This window comes from Streptomyces sp. NPDC058579, assembly GCF_042718575.1.
GTDB lineage: Bacteria > Actinomycetota > Actinomycetes > Streptomycetales > Streptomycetaceae > Streptomyces.
The window spans coordinates 224,615-243,862 of the sequence record NZ_JBHXPI010000001.1 but is presented as its reverse complement, the minus strand read 5'-3'; the positions used below and the strand labels follow the sequence as shown (position 1 = coordinate 243,862).

The window sequence follows — 19,248 nt, the reverse complement described above, 5'->3', positions numbered from 1 at the left end:
GACGTTCAGGAGGGGTACGCAGATGAGTACGCCGCCGGATTCTCCACCCCCAGCCTCGGGCTCGGGCTCCAACGGTGAGCTCGAAGCCCTCCGGGCCCGGATCGCCGCCCTGGAGACGGAGGCCGAGGCCGCGAAGGCGCGGCCGCCGCGCCACCGGCTGCGCTCCTTCTTCGCCGCGCTCCTGATCGTCCTCGGCTGCGTCCTCGCGCCGCTGGGCATCGTCGCCGCCTGGACGGCCGACGAGGTGGGCGACACCGACCGGTACGTCGCCACGGTCGCCCCGCTCGCCTCCGACCCGGACGTCCAGGCCGCCGTGGCGAACCGGGTCACCGGCGCCGTCATGGAACACATCGACCTGAACGCCCTCCTGGAGGGCGTGGCCCCCGAGCAGCGCCCGCTCCTGGCCAAGGCCCTGGGCCGGCTCGGGAACTCCCTGGAGAGCGCCGTCCAGAGCTTCGTCCACGAGAAGGCGGAGGAGATCGTCGCCTCGGACGCCTTCGAGACCGTCTGGACCGACGCCAACCGGGCCATCCACACCTCGGTCGTCCGCGCCTTGACCGGCAGCGGCGAAGGCGCGGTGGAGATCAAGAACGACACGGTGACGCTCGACCTCGCACCCGTGATCGAGCGGGTCAAGCAGCGCCTGATCGAGTCCGGCCTCACCGTCGCCGAGAAGATCCCCGAGGTCCACACCGACTTCACGGTGCTCAAGGCCGACGACATCGGGAAGGTCAAGACCGGCTTCCGGCTCCTCCAGATCATGGGCGTGTGGCTGCCGGTGATCGCCGTGCTGCTCGCGGCGGCAGGGGTACTGCTCTCGGCCCACCGCCGGCGCTCCATGATCGCGGCGGCCCTCGGTTTCGTCGCGGCGGCGCTGGTCCTCGCGATCGGCCTGACGGTGTTCCGTACGGTCTATCTCAACGCCCTGCCCGACACCGTCTCGCAGGCCGCGGCCGGCTCCGTCTACGACGCCATGGTCCGGCTGCTGCGGATGACGATCCGGATGGTGGTGGTCCTGGGGCTCGTGCTGGCCCTGGCGGCCTGGCTGTCGGGTCCGGGGCGGTGGGCCACCGCGGCCCGCCAGATGTGGCACGCGGGCATCGCGGCGACCCGCACGGCGGCCGACGGCGTGGGTCTGCGCACGGGCCCGGTCGGTCCGTTCGTGCACCGGTTCAGGGGGTGGATCACCTGGATCCTGGTGGCGGCGGCGGTCCTGGCGTACGTCTTCTGGGACCACCCGACGGGCTGGGTGGTCGTGGGCCTGGCGCTGGCGCTCCTGTTCGCGCTGGCGGTGACGGAGTTCCTGGCGGAGGGGGAGGGGGAGGGCGACGGGAAGAAGCCGGAACCGGAACCGGAACCCGAACCGGAACCCGAGCAGAGCCCCAAGTAGGACGGACTCACTCCCCGACCTCTCCCGCCTCCCCGATCCGGACCAGGGCGAGGGTGATGTTGTCGGGTCCGCCCGCCTCGATGGCGGCCTTCCACAGCTCGAAGGCCGCCTTGCCGTCGTCGTGCACGCGGAGCAGCGCCTCGATGTCCTCCTCGGGCACGGGGTCGGTCAGCCCGTCGCTGCACACGAGGTAGCGGTCGCCCGCGGCGAGCGGGAGGCCGTCGACGTGCGGGACGACGGCCTCGTACAGGTGGCTGCCGCCGAGGGTCTGGGTGACGGCGGAGGTGGTGCGGTGCCCGGGCAGGGGCGGCGGGCTGTCGTCCACGCTGACCTGGCGGAGGGTGCCCTCCTCGGACACGTGGAAGACCTTGCTGTCGCCGACGTTGAACGACAGCAGCGACTCCGGCGGCAGCACGAGGGCGCCGGCGACCGTCGTGCCCATGGTCGTGAGCTCGGGGTGGCCCTCGGCGGCGTCGTACACGGCCTGGTTGCACACCTCCAGGGCCTCGCCGACGGTCTCCGTCCCGTCGAGCACGGGCCCGACCGCCGCGAGCCGCCGGACCACGAGGGAGCTGGCCACCTCGCCGCCCGGCTGCCCGCCGAGCCCGTCGGCGACGGCCACGAGGAGGGGCCTGTCCAGCGGGAACACCAGGGTCTGGGGGCTGTCGGTGACGGTCCCGCACAGGGTCCAGGGCCCGACGACGAGACTGTCCTCGTTGTGCTCGCGCAGCAGCCCGGCGTGGCTCAGGGCGGTCACGGCGATGTACGGCACCAAGGCCACCGCCTCCTCACGGCCCGTACGTCTCTCATCCCCACCCTCACCCCCATTGTCGCCCCGGCATGCGGGGTGCGGCCCGCCGTCGCACGCTGGTCGTGACAACGCCGAGGAAGGGACGTCCGTCGATGTTCGCGAGGCTGAGCACCTACCAGGGGTCACCGGTTCCGCCGGAGGGCGACCTGACCGCCAGGTCGGAGGCGATCGTCAAGCTGGTCGAGAACCTCCCGGGCTTCCGGGGCGCGTACTACCTGGTCGAGCGGGAGACGGGCGAGGCGCGGTCGCTGACCCTGTGGGAGAACGAGGCCGCGATGGTGGAGAGCGAGGAGGAGGCGGCCCGGGTCAGGGCCGAGTCGTCCCAGCGGGAGGGGCAGCGGGTGGTCTCGGTGGAGCACTTCGAGGTGGCGTTCGTCCGCCTGGCCGCAGACACGCCTATGGGTACGTGACGAAGCCCGGCCCCGGACGACAGTCCGGGACCGGGCTCACAACGTCGGAAGGTCAGAAGGTCAGAACGTAAGGCCCTCAGACCCTCATGCCCTCAGACCCTCGCGCCCTGGCCAGGGTCCCCGTACCCCGTGTCCTCGCACGGGTTCTCGTCGCCGTAGCCCGTGTCCTTGCAGGGCTCCTTGCGGCTGTTCGGCAGCGTGGCGGTCACGTTCTCGTGGCCGGCGTCGACGACGTACGGGCCGAAGACCGGGTCGGCGGGCAGGACGTACCCGTCCGGTACGGCCGTCTCACGCGCGTAGTACGTGCCCTGCTCCAGGTCCTCGAAGGAGCAGACGCCCACGGCGCTCGTGGTGCAGGTGGTCCCGACGCGGGTGTCGGGGTTGATGCCGATGGTCTGGAGGCCGGTGGTGTTGTTGGTCTCCTTCCACAGCTCGAACTCCGCGCCGCGGAGCGGCAGTCCGGTCTTGGCGTCCACCTTGGTGAGGGTGAGCGAGCCGTCGACGGGCGGGACGGGGGTCGCGGTGTTGGGGGCCTGGACGGTCACGCCCTGGGAGGCGTTCTCCCTGGTCAGGACGAGGGGCCCGAAGACGTTCGGGTCGGGCACGTCGTAGCCGTCGGGGGCACGGGTCTCCTGCCAGTAGTACGTCCCGGTCTCCACGGTCCGCGAGCAGACACCGTCGGCGTCGGTGGTGCACAACAGGCCCACCTGGGTGTCGGGGTCGTTGCCGCTGGGCTGGAGGCCGGTGGTGCCGTTGGTCTCCCGCCACAGCTGGAACCAGGCTCCCGGGAGCGGTGCGCCCGTGGCGGAGTCCGTCTTCACCACCCGCACCCGACCCGTGGTGTTCGGGTTCACGGTGGGGGTGTTCTCGGCGCTGACGGTCACGCCCTCGGAGATGTTCTCCGTGGTCAGGACCAGGGGCCCGAAGACCGGGTTGAGGGGCAGGTCGTAGCCGGGCGGGGCCTGCGTCTCCTGCCAGTAGTACGTCCCGATCGGCAGCGTCCGCGAGCAGACACCGTCGGCGGGGGTCGTACAGGGGGCGCCGATGGACTGGTCGGGGTCGGCGCCGCCGGGCTGGAGACCGGGGACGCCGTTGGTCTCCTCCCACAGCTGGAACACGGCCCCGCCCAGCGGATCGCCCGTCTGGGAGTCCTCCTTGATCACCGCCACCTCACCGGTGGTGGGCCCGGTGGTGTCGCACGCGGGCAGGTCGCCGGTGAAGGGGTACGCGTGGAACTCCTGGCCGCCACCGCCCGTGGCGGCGCTGGTGTGGGTGAGCGAACCGGTGGTGAAGAAGCGCCCGTTGATGCCCGGCAGGGTGACCGTGGTGGCGGAGGACTGCTCGCCGATGAGGAAGCTCCCCTGGAACTGGCCGGTTCCGGTGAGGTTCACCGTGGTGGCGTCCGGGATGTTCCAGAGCAGCTTCTCGCGGTAGGCGTTGAGCGGGTCGGTGGAGTCGGCGATGCCACCGCTGTAGGTGTTGATGGTGCGGTTGGCGCCCAGGATGTTGACGAGGATCGTGGCGTTCGCCGGGATGCCGGCGAAGACGACGCCCTGCTGAGCGCCGTTCGTCCCGGTCATGTCGAAGTCGACGTTGAAGACCTGGAGCGGTGAGGTTCCGTCACCGGTGAAGAGCGTCCGGTAGCTCTGGTTGACGGCGGTGCCGGTGGGCGTACGGGGGCTGCCGTCGACGCGGGCGTAGCAGCGGCTGGCGCTGGTCAGCTGGTCCCGCAGGGCGGTGTACGGGGCGGTGGCGCCGGCGTCCTCGTCGAGGGTGGCCCGCACGGTGCCGGTGACCGTACCGGCATGGCGTACGACTCCGGCCTCGGCGAGCACCTGCTGGTTCGCCGCGACGGTGATGTCGCCGCCGGTGGTCAGCCAGTCCTTGCCGGCCTCGGGCGGGACGCGGGAGCCGACGCCCGCCTCGCCGATGTTGTAGTTCCCGCCGGCCTGGCGGTTCTTGTTCATGTCGAAGTCGTCCAGGACGACGACCCGGCCCTCGGCCTCGGCGGCGGAGCCTCGGACGAGGAAGTCCTCGCCGACGAAGACGTTGATCGCGTTGTCCCGGTACTCGATCCCCTCGTTGTTGATCGGGGGGTAGCGGCCCGGCGGGCACTTGCCGGGCACGCAGGGCCCGAGCCCGCCCGGGAGCGGGGCGGCCTGCGCGGGAGCCGCGCCGGGGCCGAGGAGGATGACGGGAACGGCCGCGAGGGCGGCGGCGTAGGCGAGTCCGGCGGCTTTGACGCGCGTTCTGGCGCGCGCCCGGGGCCGGACACTCGTGGGGTGTCTCATGATCCGGAGTCTGTGATTCCGATCCCGGGCCCACCACGGGGAGGCCGCCGGCGTTGGGCCTTCCGGCAGCCCGGCTCACCGGTTGGCGTGACCGGACCCGGCCAGTCAGCCCATTCGGAGGCGGCGCGGGGGTCTCAGGCCCGCAGACCGGTCAGCCGAGGTCGAGACCGAGTCCGAGCCCGAGGTCGACACACACCAGCGGCAGACAGACGTCCGACGGCGAAGCGGGAGCGGCGGGCGGAGGGGTGACCGGCGCCGGAGCCGCTTCGGTGGGTGCGGCCGTGGGCGGAGGCGTGGGCACGGCCGGTGGCGTGGCCGGCGTACGAGGCTGAGTGGGGACCGCGGGCGGGGCGACGGTCGGCGGGGCGGGCGGCGGTGTGGCGGCGCGTTCCTGACGCGGGAGTTCGGACGGAACCGAGATCGAGGAAGCAGGCACGGGCGGCGCGGGAGATAGCGAGGTGGGGAGGGTGTCCGGGACGGCCTGCTCCTCGACGTGCTTCTCGCCGGGCTCCTTGATCGGCTCCTCGGCTGTCTCCTCAAGGGGGTCGAGCCCGGGCTTCTCCGGCGCCGTCGCGGCCTGAGCCCGGTCACCGGACTGCCGCTCCATCGCGCTCACGGTGAGCCCACCGCCCACGAGCGCGAAGGCGGTCGCGACGACGGCCCGACGCTGGTTCTTCCGCCACCGCTCCCGCTGCCGCCGCCGAGCGGCACGCCCTTCGGGCACGACGGGCACATCAAGAGCTTCCTCAACCTCGACGGTGAGAGGGACAGGAGCCGTCGGAACGGTGGGAACCGTGGCTGCCGAACGCGGGGCGATGTCGAGCGCGATGCTTGGCGCGATATCCGGGGCGTACGCACCACACCCGGGGCACACCAACGCGCCGTTGAGGTGCCGCCGACACGAGGAGCAGTAGTCCATTTCCCGTTCCCGGTCTTCCTGAGTTGACATGCCGTCGACCCGCCAGGACGGCGGTCCGGTCACGTTCGCAGAGGCAATCGAGCGGCCAGCCACGCTAACGAAGCCCCCGCAAGACTGTGCGCAGCCCGTGTGAGGCTCCTGTGCGGATTCCGATCAGAGCCGGAACAGCACTCCCCGCCAGGTCCAGCCGGCGTCGAGGACCGCCTGGCGCAGGGGGTCCTTCATGTCCCGGGTCTCGAAGCGGAACGTCTCGACCACGCGCGAGCGCCCGTCGGGCCCCGGCTCCTTCCCCCACACCCGGTACACCGCGTTCGCCGGCCCGCGGGAGCGCTGCCCGAGCGTGTTCCCGGTCAGCGGGGCCTCCCACTGCTCGTCGACGGCCCGCACCTCGTGCTTCGCCGCGTCCAGGCGCATGCGGGTCCAGAGCCGTACGCGCAGCTGGGGCAGCCGACAGTCGGCGACCAGGTCGCCCTCCTTCGCGGTCCCGTCGCGTACGACGAAGGGCACGCCCGGCCCGTTGAGCGCGAGGAGCGCCGCCCGGAGCTCCAGGGACGGACGCGGTACGACACGCGCGTCGGGGTGCCGGGTGCCGAAGTAGTTGTCCAGGAGGCCCATCGTTACGCCCCCGCCCCGGTGTCCGGGCGAACCGTGCGCACGGCGCCGAAGGCGTTCAGGGGCACGACAGCGAGCCGGCCCTCAGGCAAGCGGACCTCGATCGGTACGGGCAGTGTCATGGGCATTGCGGGCCCTCCTTCCAAAGGGGAAGTACATCAGGAGCGCGCCGACCACCGTTCCCCGACCACCGTTCCCCGACCGCCGTTCCCTGACCGCCGTTCCCCGACCGCTGTTCCCCTACCGAGGGCACGAACGGCGCACGCGCGCCGCGCCCGCCGCGTTGCCGATCTCGTCTCGACGGGGAGTGCCTGGCCAGGTCCTCCCCGGTGCCCGGGGTTCCCAGCACTAGCCTCCGCATCATGCTGCGTATCGTCGACACCCGTACCGGCCACCTCGTGGAGATTCCCTCCGTAAGCCGCCACCTGCTGAGCATCTGCGTCCACCTGCCGGCCAGTGACGCCGGGATCGGCATCGTGGACCTGCGGGTGCTCCTGGTCGGTGACGTACTGGCGCGTGCGGCGGAGTTGCACGGCCTGCAGGCCCGCACGTTCCTCGCCACGCCGGACCTGCCGCAGGCGCAGGTCGAGGCGCTTGAGCGCGTCATGTCCGCTCATGGCATCCACCCGCCCACCACCGTCGGTGCCCACCACCCCAACGGGACGCTCTGCGCCGCCGCCGACGTACACATCCACGCGTACGGTACTGAGGCCCAGGACGCTGTCGGCGGGGTCCGCGTCGACGTGGGCCAGGTCGGCCCGGCGTCTGGAGAGAGCGGCCTCGCGGACGGCACCCACCCCCTGTCTGCCCCAGAGGGGACCGATCCGCTGGCCGTGCGGATGCTGATGCTCGCCCACCCCTACCGCGCGCCGATCGTGCTGGCCGATGCCGTGCTCGAAGACGCCCGGCGGACGCTGGCGAACTGGCGGCAACTGGTGGCCGACTGGGCACAGGAACCGTCCCGCCCGGTCCCAGCCGACGTGCTGCGACACGCCCACGCCGTGCTGGCCGATGACCTCGACGTCCCCGCCGTCCTGGACACACTGGTCGACGTGACGACGCGCGCCGACGTACCGGCGGGTGCCAAGTTCGAGACGTTCGCCTTCCTCGACCGCGTCCTGGGCCTGGACCTCGCACGCGAGGTGGGTCACCAGCACAGCGCGGCGACATGAGGACGTCTCAGACCTCGTCGACATGGACTCCGGCGCCGGTGGACGGTCTGCTGGTGGCCAGCCAGGAGTGGGAGGGCTCGGCGACTGATCCGGTGTCGACGGTGAGGTGGAGCCGGGTACCGCCCTCGGGCGCCGGGTAGCTGCGCTGTTCCGTGCCGGCGAAGGTGTGCCGGAGCAACTCGGCGACTGCGCGGGCGGCTTCGGGGGTGGAGGCGACGATACGGATCTCGGCGTGTCCGGCCGAGGGCAGGGTCGCGGTGTCGGTGGGGTACAAGGTGCGTGGTCCTTTCGGAGGGCGAACGAGAGGCCGGCGGGCGAGCCGATGGATCAGGCGCACGCCGAGCGTGATCAGGAGGGCGCCTCCCACGATCGCGATTGAGGTCTCCACGACGTCACCTCCGCGGGTTCCCCGGCAGCGGGATCATCCGCGCTCCGACGACCGGGTGCCGGAGCGACGGCAGGGCGGCGGACCCGCCTTCGGTCTCCCAGGCGTCCTCGCTGCTCCGGGCGTCCCGCATACGGCGGCCGGTAGCGGCCTCGTCGGACATCAGGACACCGGCGGTGAGGCCGCTGGCGGGGGTCGCGGCGGCGGTCATCAGCCGGGCGGCCGCGGTGAGTTCGGTCTCGGGCGGGATCACCAGCAGGTCGCAGCGGCGGACGGTGTAGGAGAGCAGGATCATCTTGTCGGGATCCTGTTCGGTGAACCAGCCCACGTGCACGGTGTGCCCGGCGACGCGAACCTTGTGCGGCACGACGGGCCAACGGGTGGGGTTCACTATGACGCGCGTAATGCGTCCCCAGCGCCGCTCCAGCGCGTCGACCAGGAGCGGAAGCTCGACCAGGAGGTCGCGTGAGCGAGGCCACCAGGCACCGTCCAACAGACCCGTGCGTGAGGTCTCCGGCGTAAGTGCCAGGCGGGTCGACAGGGTGGGAGCGAGGCTGGCGGTCATGTCGCGGACCCGTCCCCGGGCCGCCCGTGGGCGGCCCAGTGTCTTGATCGCCGGAAACGACGTCCGCGTGGGAGCGGGTGTTCGAGTTACTCCCGGTATCTTCAGCGTACTCCGCGCAACGGCCGGAGGAGCCGTTCTGACCAGGCGAAGTCCGAGGCGGCCATGACGACGGGCACGCGGAGTACCGTGAGACCACGGCGGCATTTCTCGCCGGCCATGAGGCGTCGGCGGGCCCGAGCAGGCAGGCGGACGGTAGACCATGGGCACTGTTCCAACTGCGTCGTCATCCAGGAACCAGCGACTGAGCGCGAGGAGTCGGGATGATCGAGATGGCGGACATCCGTGAGTGGCGGACCTACGACGTGGTGGACACCCGGGGCCGCAGGATCGGCGAGCTGGAGGCGATCTACGTCGACACCAGCACGGACGAGCCGGCCATGGCCACGATCCGGGTCGGCCTGCCCACCCGCCACCGTCTGGTGTTCGTCCCCCTGGACGGCGCGACGGCGGGGCCGGGCTATGTGAAGGTCGCCCATGACAAGGCACTGGTGAAGCAGTGCCCTTCGATCGGCACCGACGACGTACTCCCCGCCGGGGACGAGGAAGCGGTCTTCCACCACTACCAACTCCCCTACGAACCCGGCGCGAACGGCGAACGCCAACTGGCCCGCCGCTGAGCCACTGGCCCGCCGCCCACCCCCCCCGACTGAGGAGGCGCGCCCATGACGCTCTTCCTGGCCCTGGCCATCATCGCGATCGTGCTGGGCATCATCGGCGCCACCGCCGACGGACTGCTCTTCCTCCTGATCATCGGCATCGCAGTACTGGTGGCGGACCTCATCTACGTCGCCCTACGCATACGCCACTCCACCCACCACCGCCCCATCCGCTGACCCACCGCACCAGCCGACCCCGTCCTCCGCGCAACGACGAAGCCCCAGGTCTCTGACGGAACGGCTACTGGAGGGCCCCTTACGGTGGGCAGGGGCCGTGTGCTCGATTCCGCCGGGCGCGGAGGCCCGGGAGTCAGTGCTGAGTCGCCGTCACCGAGTGGATGAAGTCCCGCAGTCGCTCGACGTAGAGGCGCATGTTCTTGTGCGCGATGTCGGTGTCCGGATGGCGACTCGCCAGGTGCAGCCCATCGTGGAGCCGGTTGACCCAGACGCAGGCCTGGGTGCCGTACGACACCCTGATCAGGCCGTGGACCTTCCAGTCGAACCACCGTTCCGAGCGCGGAAGGACACGGGCGTCGACGAACGAGACGATCGAGTACAGGTCCGGGGACGTCGGGCGGAAGTCGGAGCCGAGCAGGCCGAGCACGCGGGCGAGGGGGACGCGGGACAGCCGTCGGTTGGCACGCAACTGGTCGCGCACGCTCCGCAACGCGCCGGGGAAGTCGGACACCTGGCCCATGGCCAGCTCGATGGGGGCGCCGCCGACGTACCAGCCGACGGACTCCGACCACTCCGACTTCGCCCTCGTGTGGAAGGGCACGACCGTGCGGTACACGGGCTGACCGTCGATCTCGTGGGCGATGAGTCCGGTGGCGGCCAGGAGCCCGATCAGGCTCCCTCCGTAGGGCCGGCAGTACGCCTCGAACGCGGCGGCGGCGTCCGCGTCGACGAGCATCTCGCTCATGAGCGTCTGGGGCGTCAGGGTCCCCGGATCCTGGCCGAGGTCGAGGGGGAAACTCGGAAGCCTTCCACCACACCGGCGGATGAACTCCCGCCAGTGGACGACGACGTCGTGCTCCTCGTCGATCCGGTCCGCGTCCCCCCGCTCGACCTGGCAGAAGTCGACGTAACTACCGGGCGGCGGGGTCTCCTCCACGGCGCGTCGCTCGACTCCGGCCGCGTAGAGCTCGTGGATCTCGGCGGGTACGCGCTGAAGGGAGTACGAGTCGACGTTGCTGTGGTCGAAGGCCATGTACACGCTGGCGCCGTCATCCCGGACGACCGCCGTGTACAGGAAGTTGGGCCAGCCGAGCGGGTCGGCCGCGACGTCGAACCGGTCCTGGAGGTGCTGGACGAGTCCCGTCGCGTCGGGGAAGTCGCCGACCGGCTCGCGCTGCAGCGCCACGTCCTGGGGGGACAGCGTGAACCGCCGCATCTCGTCGCCGACCCAGCGGAACCCACTGCGCAGCGTCTCGTGCCGCAGCGTCCAGCGGCGCAGCGAGTCCTCCAGCACATCGAGATCGACCCGCCCGGGAAGGTCGAAGGCGATACCGAGCCAGGTCGGCACGAACAGCCCGCCCTCACGCACGCTCCTGGACGTCCTGATGTGGGATTCCTGAAGGTACGCGGGGGGCCGGGAGTCCTCGGGCAGCGCCGCGGCCTTGGCGACGGTGGCCGGTGAGAGCGTCCATTCCACGAGCCGCCCGGGCCTGACCTCACACCGCTGGATGTCTGTGACACGCACGAGGCGGCTCCGATCACGGGAAGGCGAGGTCACCACATATGTGGCGCCCGAACCAACAACGACACCGGAGGATTCGGGTCACGTGGGGCCGTGGAGGCGAGGCCGGGCCTGAGCGGGCCTGACCGGGGGCGCGCCGACAATGACGGTGATCGCGAGCCGGCCCGTACTAGGTCTGATCGTTCCGCAGGAAGGCCAGGGCGTCGGCGGAGAACCGCTTGTCCGTGAAGGTTCCGCTATGGCTGCGGTCCTGGTAGACGACGAGCCGGGCGTCCGGAATGCCCTTGACGGTCTGCCGGGCCAGGTCGAGTGGGTAGACGATGTCCTTCTCGCCCTGGAGAAGCAGCGTGGGTGCTTTGATCTCGTGCAGTCGACCGCGCAGGTCGAAGCCGTCCTCGGCACCCAGCATGGTGGCGGCGTCGAGGTGTTCGCGGCTGCCGTCCATGAGCCAGAGCAGGCCCCCCAGCGCCGTCCGGCCGATCGTCGAACCGGTGAGCATCTCGGCCAGTGCGGGGCTCGGCCGCTTGCCTTGCCGTGCGCGCTCGATGTAGCGGCGCTGGGCGCGCCTGCCGACCGGGCCGAGGGTGCAGGCCGTACCGCCAAGGACGAGGCGGTCGATCAGCTCGGGGTGGTCGGCGGCGAGCTGGAGGGCGAGCGATCCTCCGGTGGACAGGCCCAGCACGTTCACCGGGCCGCTGAAGGTCGCCCGGATCGCGTCGGCGTGGACAGCGGCGAGCTGGGCCATCGTTGTCGTCGGCGGCAGGCCGGGCGGGCGTATGAGGAGGTGAGTGGTGAACCGCTCGGAGAAGGGTCGCAGCATCCGCAGGGTGAGCCGGCGGCTCGCACCGGTGGGGACGGCCGCCTCCGGCGTGAAGAGCAGGACGATCAACGGCGGTCCTTCGCCGGCCGACAGGCAGGACAGCCCGTGCGTCATGACGCGGCTCCCCGGACCCCGCCGCCGGCGTCGAGGCGGGTGATGCGCCGCTGCGCGGCGAAGGCGGCGGCCGGATAGCGCGGGTCGGGCCGCAGGGCGTATTCGCGCAGGCACGCTTCGGTGAACTTGATGACGTGCTCGTCGCCGTGCTCGGCGGCGCGGGCGCCCAGCTCGTCCAGTGGGGGCAGATCCGGAATCTCCGACTGCCAGGCCGCCGTTCCCTCGTCGCGCCGGTCGGAGGTGAAGGCGAACAGGAACGCCGACTGCACCTGCCAGAGCCGGGCCAGCGTCGGCTCGTGCAGCTCGTGCGGTAGATGCGGGAGTACGAGGCGGACGGCGGCGGGGGCCGTGACGCCGTGGATCAGCGGGACGGGATACACCTCGGGGTGGCCGAGATAGACATCGGCGAACTGGGCCGTCATCTCGCTCAGCAGCCGGGGTGCCTGCTGCGGGGCCAGCGTCTCCAAGGACGCGCCGTAGCCGGGGAGTTCGGCGAGCGTGTCCAGGCGGTGGAGGGCGGTACCCGGCCCCATCGGGCCGTCGAGCGGTACGCGGGGCAGCGTGGCGACCGCGTCGGGCAGCTCGTGGGGGCCGTGCAGTCGCGGGCGGCCGGGGAGTTCGCTGTAGCGGGCCGCCCAGTAGGCCAGGCCCCGGGCCAGTTCCTTCAGCTGGAGCGCTGTGGTTCCGTCGCCGGTCGCGTACAGGCCGCGTACGGCGTGCGCGGTGCGGATGACGCCGTGCGTGAGGCCTGCGAACAGCCCCGGAAGCAGGCGGGGCCACCAGCGCACGAGCACCTCGCGCCAGTGCGCCTCGGCCAGTTCGCGGACGAAGAGCCGCTCCCAGTCCCTGGCCCGCCGGAAGACGCCGAGGGCGGGACGCCACGAGGACTCGTCCGCGGGGTCCAGGGCGAAGCGGGCCGCCGGAGGCTCGTGGTGTTCCATCGCCTTCCGGTAGCGCCCCACCCACCGGGCGACTTCGTCCACTTGCCCGAGCAGGGCGAGCGCCTCGGCACCCATCGGGCCGTGGTTGGCGAGATCCACCCCCTGCCCTCGCTCGTAGCCCAGGTCGTCCATGCGTTCCAGGGCGTCGTTGAGCGCATCGCTGTAACTGATCGACGGCATAGAAGAACCCTTCGTATAGCCAAACAGTTCGGATATCCAAACCATATACGCTTGTAGCATGCCGCACAGCGAGAACGCCGGGAAGGCGTCACGGAAGCCGACCCCGGACGAGCTTGAAGTCGCCGGTCTCGTACCGCTGTTGGAGCCGTTCTTCCGCGGTGCGGTCGTACGGGACCTGATGCCGGAGCCCTTGCGAGGCGCCATGGAGGCGCACGGCCTGACGCCGCGCCACGGCGCGGTACTGCCCCAGTTGCTGGCCGGACAGCCGCTGGCCGTCAGCGAGATCGCCCGACGGCTTCAGGTGTCACTGTCCACCGCCAGCGAACTGGTCGGAGCCCTGAGCCGGGCCGGCATCGTGGACAGGACCGAGGACCCGGCGAACCGCCGCCGCGTCCTGGTGACCCTGGCCGAAGAACACCGCCTGCCACTGGAAGCCTTCATCGTCCGACGGACCGAGCCCCTGCTGCGCGCACTGGAGGGACTGTCGCCCGAGGAGAAGGCGGGATTCCTGACGGGGCTCACGGCCTGGGTCAGCGAAGTGCAGAGGTGAGCGTGCCGTGCGCGCTTCCGCGGGCGACCGCCGGACATCGAAGCCCGCACTGAGAGGCCCGGGCAACGACGAAGCCCCAGGTCGCTGACCTGGGGCTTCGTAGAAGAGCGGATGACGGGAATCGAACCCGCGCCATAAGCTTGGGAATCTATGGCACGGAACCTGTTCGCATGGCTCCTGACCTGCGGGAATCGACCCTTCGAAGCGCCTGTCTCCTGGGCCCTCGCCTCCCGGCCTCGCCGCGTCCTGACCGTTTTCAGGCGGGGATGGTCTGCGGCTGCTTCCGGTCAGTCGGCGGTCAGCCGCCGTCGGCCCAGACCAGGCAGATGTTCCGGTGCAGCTCGCGGAGCCGGGTCAGCGGGCCGGTGGCCGCTTCGCGGTCGCCCACGTTCGCGGCGATCACGGCCACGACCAGCAGCAGGCCCAGGCAGTCGGTCACGATGTGCCGCTTCCTTCCGTTGACCAACTTGCCGCCGTCGAAGCCGCGTGAGGCTGAGGGCACCGAGGCGGCGGCCTTCACCGACTGCGCGTCGATGACCCCCGCCGTCGGCGCCGCCTCGCGCCCCTCACGCTCCCGCACCCGGCCGCGCAGCCGGTCGTGGAACTCTGCGACCAGCCCGTTCTCGCGCCAGCAACGGAAGATGGCATGGACCCGGGCCCAATGGGGGAACTCTGCGGACATCGACCGCCAGGAGATCCCGCCCGCGACCAGGGGAACGGATCGCATCGAGCATCTGGCGGTGGCAGCAGCCCTCGGGCTGCCCAACCCTGCCTTCCAGCCAGGCTGGGTGGGGATTCAGTCCCTGGCCGCGACGATCGTCCGCGCGACCCCTGCCGCTTGGGCCGCGATGCCCGCAATGCTCGACGTAATGAACGAACCACCCCCGGCGAGGTCTCCCACCACGTGCAGACGCGGGTCAGCAGGAACCAGCCCCCCGGCCGGGTGCAGCTCGGCCGAGCCGTCGGCCAGCAGGGCCGTGACCAGCGAGGCGGCCGTCCGAGGGATCGCTCGAGGCAGCGGATTCACGGCGTTGACGACGACGTCATAAGTGCGTACGCCGTCGTCGCCGTGCACCCGGAACACCCCATCCGCAACCTCGATCTTGCGGACGCCCGCGACGACGGTGAGTTGCCCGGAGTCCAACAGCCGCAGCATGGTGGCGGCGTTCACCGGGACCATCGGTGAGGCCACGCTCGTCGCCATACGGAAGTGATGCCGCAGCCGCACGCGGTCGGGCTCGGGCAGCAGCGGCCACGCGTACGGACCAACACTGTGCGCCGTCTCCTGGAGGACCCGGCGGCCGATCCTGGAGTCGTCGACTGCGTCCAGTTGCGCCCGCAAGCGCCGGACCGGCTCTTCGGTTGTGGTCGCCAGCAGTTCGGCCGCGAAGGCTTCGAAGTCCTCTCCCGTCTCCGCCAGCTCGGCGCGCATCAGCCCGATGAGATCCTCGAGGGTGACGACACCGTGCCTTCGGTGCAGCGCCGCCACCCGCTCGGCGGTCACATGCTGCGGCCGGTGCTCGACCGGGCGCTGCCAGACGTGGGGCAGCACACCGCTGCGGGACAGCAGCGTGATCGGCCCGGTGTGCCCGCGCGCGGCGAGCGACACGACGACGTCGACCGCGGTCAGGCCGCTCCCGATGACCGCGATGTCGCTGCCGGGCGGCACCCTGTCGAGTGTGCGTGCCAGCGGGTACGGATCATCCACGAAACCGGAGGCGCCGCCGAGACCGTAGTGGTCTTGCGGCGTCCCCCCGCCCACGCACAGCGCCACGTGGCCGGCCTCGTGCCCACGTCCGTCCTCGGTGCGCAGCGACCAGTTGGCCCCGGACCGGGCTACCCCGGTGACGCGGGCGGTCACGATGCGAACCCGCCAGCCGTCTTCGCGCAGGGTGGCCAACGCCGTCTCCGCGGTGTGCGTCAGGTATTCGCCGTAGAGCGCGCGCGGAACCAGCGGCCGGCCCAGCCGGTCGTCGAGGTGAGCCGGGCCACGCGTGCCCAGCCAGGCCGCGTAGTGCCCGAAGTCCAGATGGCGGATCGACATGATGGCCGGTGGTGCGTTGACCAACACCGTGTCCAGGTCCGGGCCGTAGGGGCGGCCTCGCCAAAGATGCGGGGACGGTTCGAACACCGTGATGGCGCCAGGGCTGTCGGCGCTGGCCGCCAGCGTGTCCAGCAGGCCGACCGCGGCAGCACCCGCTCCGACGATTGCGATGTCCATGTTCTTCCCTTCACATTCCAGGCCGCCACCGAAAGGAGCCGCGGCCTCTTCGAGCCTCGCCGCCGCCCATGCCGAGCCCCATCCCCCACGAGCGGTGACCTGCCGGGAATGACCCCCTCAAACGGGGGGTTGGCGCAGGACAGGAGGGCGGGCAGGCTGGCCTGCATCCACACCACGGGAGGGATCTCCATGCCCGATGCGCGCAGCCACGCCGAGGTGCTGTCAGGTCACGCCAAGGTGCTGTCGAGTGCGGAGCGGGCCACAGACACACGCGAACTCTTCAGCCTGACGTCCGCCCACCTGCGACGGCTCATGACGTTCGACTCGGCCGTATGGGCGGCCACCGACCCGGAGACCGGCCTCATCACCGCGCCGATGCTGGTGGAGAACCTCGGCTCCAGCGAGCGCTGCGCCGAATACTGGGAAAGCGAACTCCTGGAGGAGAACGTCCTCCCGTTTCGGGACCTCGCCCGCGCCGCCGTCCCGGCGGCCGGCCTGCGCGCGGCCACCGGCGACCTGCCGGCACGCAGCGCGCGCTTCCGCCGGCTGCTCGGGAGCCAGGGCGTGGATGACGAACTACGGGCCGTGCTGCGGGTCGGCGACCGGCCATGGGCCGTGGTGAGCCTGTTCCGCATGCGCGGTGGCCCCCCGTTCGGCCCGGCTGAGACCACGCTGCTCGCCGGCCTGTCCGGTCTGCTGGCCTCTCGGGTACGCCGGTTCGCCCGCCCGTCCGCGTCCGGCGGCGCAACCGACGCACCCGCGCCCGGACTGGTGCTCTTCGATCCCTCCGGCGAACCGACGTCGATCAACGAGGAGGCGCGGCAGCACCTCTCGCAGCTCCCTGAAGGCCCCTCCATCCCCTCGCAGTTGGGCCTGAGGCTGCCGATCTGGGTGGTCGCCACCGCGCTGCAGGCACGGGCGATCGCCCGGGGCCGCGACCGAGCAGGCGGCGCGCGAGTGCGCATCCGAACCGTCGACGGCCGCTGGTTGACCTGCCACGCCTCCTGTCTCAGCGGCCCCGCCGGGCAACCCGGCCCCGTGGCACTCGTCATCGAGCAGACGGCCGCCGGCGACCGGGCGGTCCTCATCGCCGAGGCGTACGGCCTGACGCCGCGCGAGCTGGAAATCACCCAGCTCATCACGCGCGGGCTGCCCACCACCGAGATCGCCTCGACGCTGTTCATCTCCCCGCACACCGTGCGCGACCACCTCAAGGCCGTCTTCGGCAAGGCGGAGGTCTCCACCCGAGGCGAACTCGTCGCACGACTCTTCGCCGAGCACTACCGGCCCGTGTGAGTGCCCCACCCGTCAGGCGTCGAAGCGGCGGCGGGAGGTCTCGATGTGACCGAGGTACGGGGCGAGCGTCCGCACACATGCGGCAGCCGGTCAGGCCGGCCGATGAACTGACGTGGCAAGCCGCGACGTGTCAAGGGGGTTGGCCGCCCGCCTGTTCGGGGGTTGGGCCCAATGATCTTGTGCCGGTGTCCTGGCAGAGTCGTCGTCAAGCGACCGAGCGGCCCGTACAGGCCGGCCACGACCAGGGGGAAGACACATGTACCGCAAGCGCATCGCCACCGCGGTTCTGCTCGCCGCAACAACCATCGGGGCGTTCGTTCCGGCGGCCGCGGCTCGGCCGATCGACCCGGTACAGCGGCAGTTGGATCTGCTCGTCGACGCCGACAAGGTCCCGGGCGCCCTGGCCTACGACGGCAGGACGACGCGTACCGCCGGTGTCGCGGACCTGGAGTCGGGCCGGCCCATGGTCGATGAGCGGGGGCGGATCCGGGTGGCCAGCAACACCAAGGCGTTCACCGCGGCAGCGGTGATGCGCCTGGTGGCGGACGGGCGGATACGGCTGGACGACCGCGCCGGCCGGTACGTGCCACAGCTCTCCGAGCACAGGATCACGATCAGGCAGTTGCTCAAGCAGACCAGCGGGCTGCCGGAGTACGCCACGCTGGTCGACTGGACCCGGCCCGGCACGCCCGAGGACTATCTGGCCCTCGTGCTCAAGGAGAAGCCCGGTTTCGAGCCCGGCACCGGCTGGGGCTACTCCAACACCAACTACCTCGCGCTCGGCATGGTGATCGACAAGGCGTCGGGGGTCGGCTTCCGCACGTACATCGAGCGCGCGATCCTGCGCCCGCTGCACCTGGACGACACCTACTGGCCCACGCCTGGCGAGCTGTCCCTGCGCGGACCGCACGCCCGCAACTACGGCATCCACCCGGCCGCCCCGGAGGCCGGCCGGGTGGACGTCACCGAGCTTCCCGGGTACGAATTCGGGGCATCCGGCGGCCTCGTCTCCACGCCCAAGGACCTCAACGCCTTCTGGGACGGGCTGTTGGGCGGCCGCCTCCTGCCCGGCTGGGCGGTGCGCCAGATGACCCGGGACACCACCGCTGTCGGTGGACGCGACGTCTACCCGGCGGGCAGCCGCTACGGCTACGGCATCGCCTCGATCCCCCTCAGCTGCGGCGGCGTCTACTGGGGCCACGGCGGCGACCTGCCCGGCGACTCCGTGGGCGGAGGCCGCGCCACGGCGGGCCGCGGCACCGTGACCGTCTACACCACGACCTGGGCGGCCGAAGGCGAAAGCCTTCGCCACCTCCAAGGGGCGGTGGACGCGGCCCTGTGCGCCAAGAAGCGCTAGCCGCCTGGAGCAGCCGCTTCTACGCCCTGAGAGGTCTAGACAATAAGCAAGCCCCAGGTCGCTGACCTGGGGCTTTGCTCCAGTTGGTCCAGTTCCCGCGCCGGCAGAAGGTATTACGTTGACAGCGCCCCGTACGGCGCTCCTGTCGACCTCTGGCCGTTCGCCGTCGTCAGCCTGTGCGAGCCCTCGCGACCGCCGGAGCCACCGTCGCCGTCAACCACCTCGGCCAGGACCCCGAGGCCCACGCCCTCCTCGCCGCCTTGGAGCGTGACGGAAGCCCTGGCATCGCGGTGAACGCCGACCTGACCGACCTGACCGCCGTGCAGACGATGGCGGACCTCGTCCGCGCCGAGATCGGCCCCGTCGACATCCTCGTCAACAACGCCGGCTCCTACCCCCGCGTCCCCTGGCATGATCGAACGCCGCTGGGGCCGGATCGTGAACACCGGCAGCGTCAACGCCCGCGCCGGCCGCACCAACCTCGTCGCGTACAGCACCGCCAAGGCCGGCCTCCTGGGCCTGACCCGCTCCCTGGCCCGTGAGCTCGGCCCGTACGGCATCTGCGTCAACACCGTCCTGCCCGGCGCCATCGAGGTGGAAGCCGAGACCGCCGTCCCCGCCCACCACCGCGCTCGCCCGGAAGGCCAGATCAACCGCCAGTGCGTCCCTCGCCGCGGACGCCCCGAAGACGTGGCGGCCCTGGTGGCGTTCCTCGTCGGCCCGTCCGCGTCGTTCATCACTGGGCAATCCGTCCACGTCGACGGCGGCTGGCTGCTGCACTGAGACCGTCAACAAGCAA

Annotated in this window: 20 protein-coding genes and 1 pseudogene; 9 read left to right on the top strand and 12 right to left on the bottom strand. The window is 71.3% G+C overall.

Annotation, left to right across the window (positions count from 1 at the left end; genetic code table 11):
• Positions 1–22 precede the first annotated feature (22 nt).
• Complete coding sequence (locus tag ACFWRO_RS01175; protein ID WP_384503130.1) at positions 23–1,390, top strand: hypothetical protein; 1,368 nt, start codon at positions 23–25, stop codon at positions 1,388–1,390.
• 7 nt (positions 1,391–1,397) lie between these two features.
• Here ACFWRO_RS01175 and ACFWRO_RS01170 read toward each other — a convergent pair whose 3' ends face one another.
• Entirely contained in the window at positions 1,398–2,162 is a 765-nt protein-coding gene (locus tag ACFWRO_RS01170; RefSeq protein WP_384503702.1) for a PP2C family protein-serine/threonine phosphatase, read from the bottom strand.
• Positions 2,163–2,293: 131 nt separating this feature from the next.
• Here ACFWRO_RS01170 and ACFWRO_RS01165 point away from each other — a divergent pair, with 131 nt between their 5' ends.
• Complete coding sequence (locus ACFWRO_RS01165) at positions 2,294–2,611, top strand: hypothetical protein (RefSeq protein WP_384503128.1); 318 nt, start codon at positions 2,294–2,296, stop codon at positions 2,609–2,611.
• Between the two features lie 92 nt (positions 2,612–2,703).
• Here the strand turns inward: ACFWRO_RS01165 and ACFWRO_RS01160 are convergent, their stop codons facing one another.
• From ACFWRO_RS01160 to ACFWRO_RS01145, 4 genes are all read right to left on the bottom strand, one after another.
• Positions 2,704–4,902 (bottom strand): choice-of-anchor A family protein, encoded by a 2,199-nt coding sequence (locus tag ACFWRO_RS01160; RefSeq protein ID WP_384503126.1) that lies wholly within the window; start codon positions 4,900–4,902, stop codon positions 2,704–2,706.
• Between the two features lie 151 nt (positions 4,903–5,053).
• Positions 5,054–5,626: a hypothetical protein gene (locus ACFWRO_RS01155; RefSeq protein WP_384503125.1), complete on the bottom strand. Its 573-nt coding sequence runs from the start codon at positions 5,624–5,626 to the stop codon at positions 5,054–5,056.
• A 348-nt stretch (positions 5,627–5,974) separates the two neighbouring features.
• Positions 5,975–6,436 (bottom strand): hypothetical protein, encoded by a 462-nt coding sequence (locus ACFWRO_RS01150; RefSeq protein WP_384503123.1) that lies wholly within the window; start codon positions 6,434–6,436, stop codon positions 5,975–5,977.
• Between the two features lie 2 nt (positions 6,437–6,438).
• On the bottom strand, positions 6,439–6,561 hold the full coding sequence (locus ACFWRO_RS01145; protein ID WP_384503122.1) for a hypothetical protein: 123 nt from the start codon (positions 6,559–6,561) through the stop codon (positions 6,439–6,441).
• A 234-nt stretch (positions 6,562–6,795) separates the two neighbouring features.
• Between ACFWRO_RS01145 and ACFWRO_RS01140 the strand changes: the two genes are divergently transcribed.
• Positions 6,796–7,605 (top strand): hypothetical protein, encoded by an 810-nt coding sequence (locus ACFWRO_RS01140; RefSeq protein ID WP_384503120.1) that lies wholly within the window; start codon positions 6,796–6,798, stop codon positions 7,603–7,605.
• 7 nt (positions 7,606–7,612) lie between these two features.
• Here the strand turns inward: ACFWRO_RS01140 and ACFWRO_RS01135 are convergent, their stop codons facing one another.
• Positions 7,613–7,879 carry a hypothetical protein gene (locus ACFWRO_RS01135; protein ID WP_384503119.1) on the bottom strand — a complete coding sequence of 89 codons (267 nt, stop codon included), beginning with the start codon at positions 7,877–7,879 and terminating at the stop codon, positions 7,613–7,615.
• A 118-nt stretch (positions 7,880–7,997) separates the two neighbouring features.
• A complete protein-coding gene (locus ACFWRO_RS01130) occupies positions 7,998–8,555 on the bottom strand; it encodes a DUF5994 family protein (protein ID WP_384503117.1) in 558 nt (185 codons plus the stop codon).
• Positions 8,556–8,875: 320 nt separating this feature from the next.
• On the opposite strand from ACFWRO_RS01130, the gene ACFWRO_RS01125 reads away from it, so the two are divergent.
• Complete coding sequence (locus ACFWRO_RS01125) at positions 8,876–9,232, top strand: PRC-barrel domain-containing protein (protein ID WP_384503116.1); 357 nt, start codon at positions 8,876–8,878, stop codon at positions 9,230–9,232.
• A gap of 45 nt (positions 9,233–9,277) precedes the next feature.
• Positions 9,278–9,448, top strand: coding sequence for a hypothetical protein (locus ACFWRO_RS01120; protein WP_384503114.1), 171 nt, complete (start codon positions 9,278–9,280; stop codon positions 9,446–9,448).
• A gap of 133 nt (positions 9,449–9,581) precedes the next feature.
• On the opposite strand, the gene ACFWRO_RS01115 is transcribed toward ACFWRO_RS01120, so the two are convergent.
• The 3 genes from ACFWRO_RS01115 to ACFWRO_RS01105 form a co-directional block, all read right to left on the bottom strand.
• A complete protein-coding gene (locus tag ACFWRO_RS01115) occupies positions 9,582–10,973 on the bottom strand; it encodes a condensation domain-containing protein (RefSeq protein ID WP_384503112.1) in 1,392 nt (463 codons plus the stop codon).
• A gap of 166 nt (positions 10,974–11,139) precedes the next feature.
• Positions 11,140–11,904, bottom strand: coding sequence for an alpha/beta fold hydrolase (locus ACFWRO_RS01110; RefSeq protein ID WP_384503111.1), 765 nt, complete (start codon positions 11,902–11,904; stop codon positions 11,140–11,142).
• Entirely contained in the window at positions 11,901–13,025 is a 1,125-nt protein-coding gene (locus tag ACFWRO_RS01105; RefSeq protein WP_384503110.1) for a hypothetical protein, read from the bottom strand. Before ACFWRO_RS01105 ends, ACFWRO_RS01110 begins: the two co-directional genes overlap by 4 nt.
• Positions 13,026–13,083: 58 nt before the next feature.
• Between ACFWRO_RS01105 and ACFWRO_RS01100 the strand changes: the two genes are divergently transcribed.
• Entirely contained in the window at positions 13,084–13,575 is a 492-nt protein-coding gene (locus tag ACFWRO_RS01100) for a MarR family winged helix-turn-helix transcriptional regulator (RefSeq protein ID WP_384503108.1), read from the top strand.
• Between the two features lie 298 nt (positions 13,576–13,873).
• On the opposite strand, the gene ACFWRO_RS01095 is transcribed toward ACFWRO_RS01100, so the two are convergent.
• On the bottom strand, positions 13,874–14,302 hold the full coding sequence (locus tag ACFWRO_RS01095) for a transposase (protein WP_384503106.1): 429 nt from the start codon (positions 14,300–14,302) through the stop codon (positions 13,874–13,876).
• A gap of 69 nt (positions 14,303–14,371) precedes the next feature.
• Positions 14,372–15,796, bottom strand: a complete 1,425-nt coding sequence (locus tag ACFWRO_RS01090) for an FAD/NAD(P)-binding protein (RefSeq protein ID WP_384503104.1) — start codon at positions 15,794–15,796, stop codon at positions 14,372–14,374.
• Between the two features lie 189 nt (positions 15,797–15,985).
• Between ACFWRO_RS01090 and ACFWRO_RS01085 the strand changes: the two genes are divergently transcribed.
• From ACFWRO_RS01085 to ACFWRO_RS01075, 3 genes and pseudogenes are all read left to right on the top strand, one after another.
• A complete protein-coding gene (locus ACFWRO_RS01085) occupies positions 15,986–17,092 on the top strand; it encodes a LuxR C-terminal-related transcriptional regulator (protein WP_384503103.1) in 1,107 nt (368 codons plus the stop codon).
• 256 nt (positions 17,093–17,348) lie between these two features.
• Positions 17,349–18,449, top strand: coding sequence for a serine hydrolase domain-containing protein (locus tag ACFWRO_RS01080; RefSeq protein WP_384503101.1), 1,101 nt, complete (start codon positions 17,349–17,351; stop codon positions 18,447–18,449).
• Positions 18,450–18,625: 176 nt separating this feature from the next.
• Positions 18,626–19,232, top strand: a pseudogene (locus ACFWRO_RS01075) (SDR family NAD(P)-dependent oxidoreductase).
• The last annotated feature ends 16 nt before the right edge of the window (positions 19,233–19,248 follow it).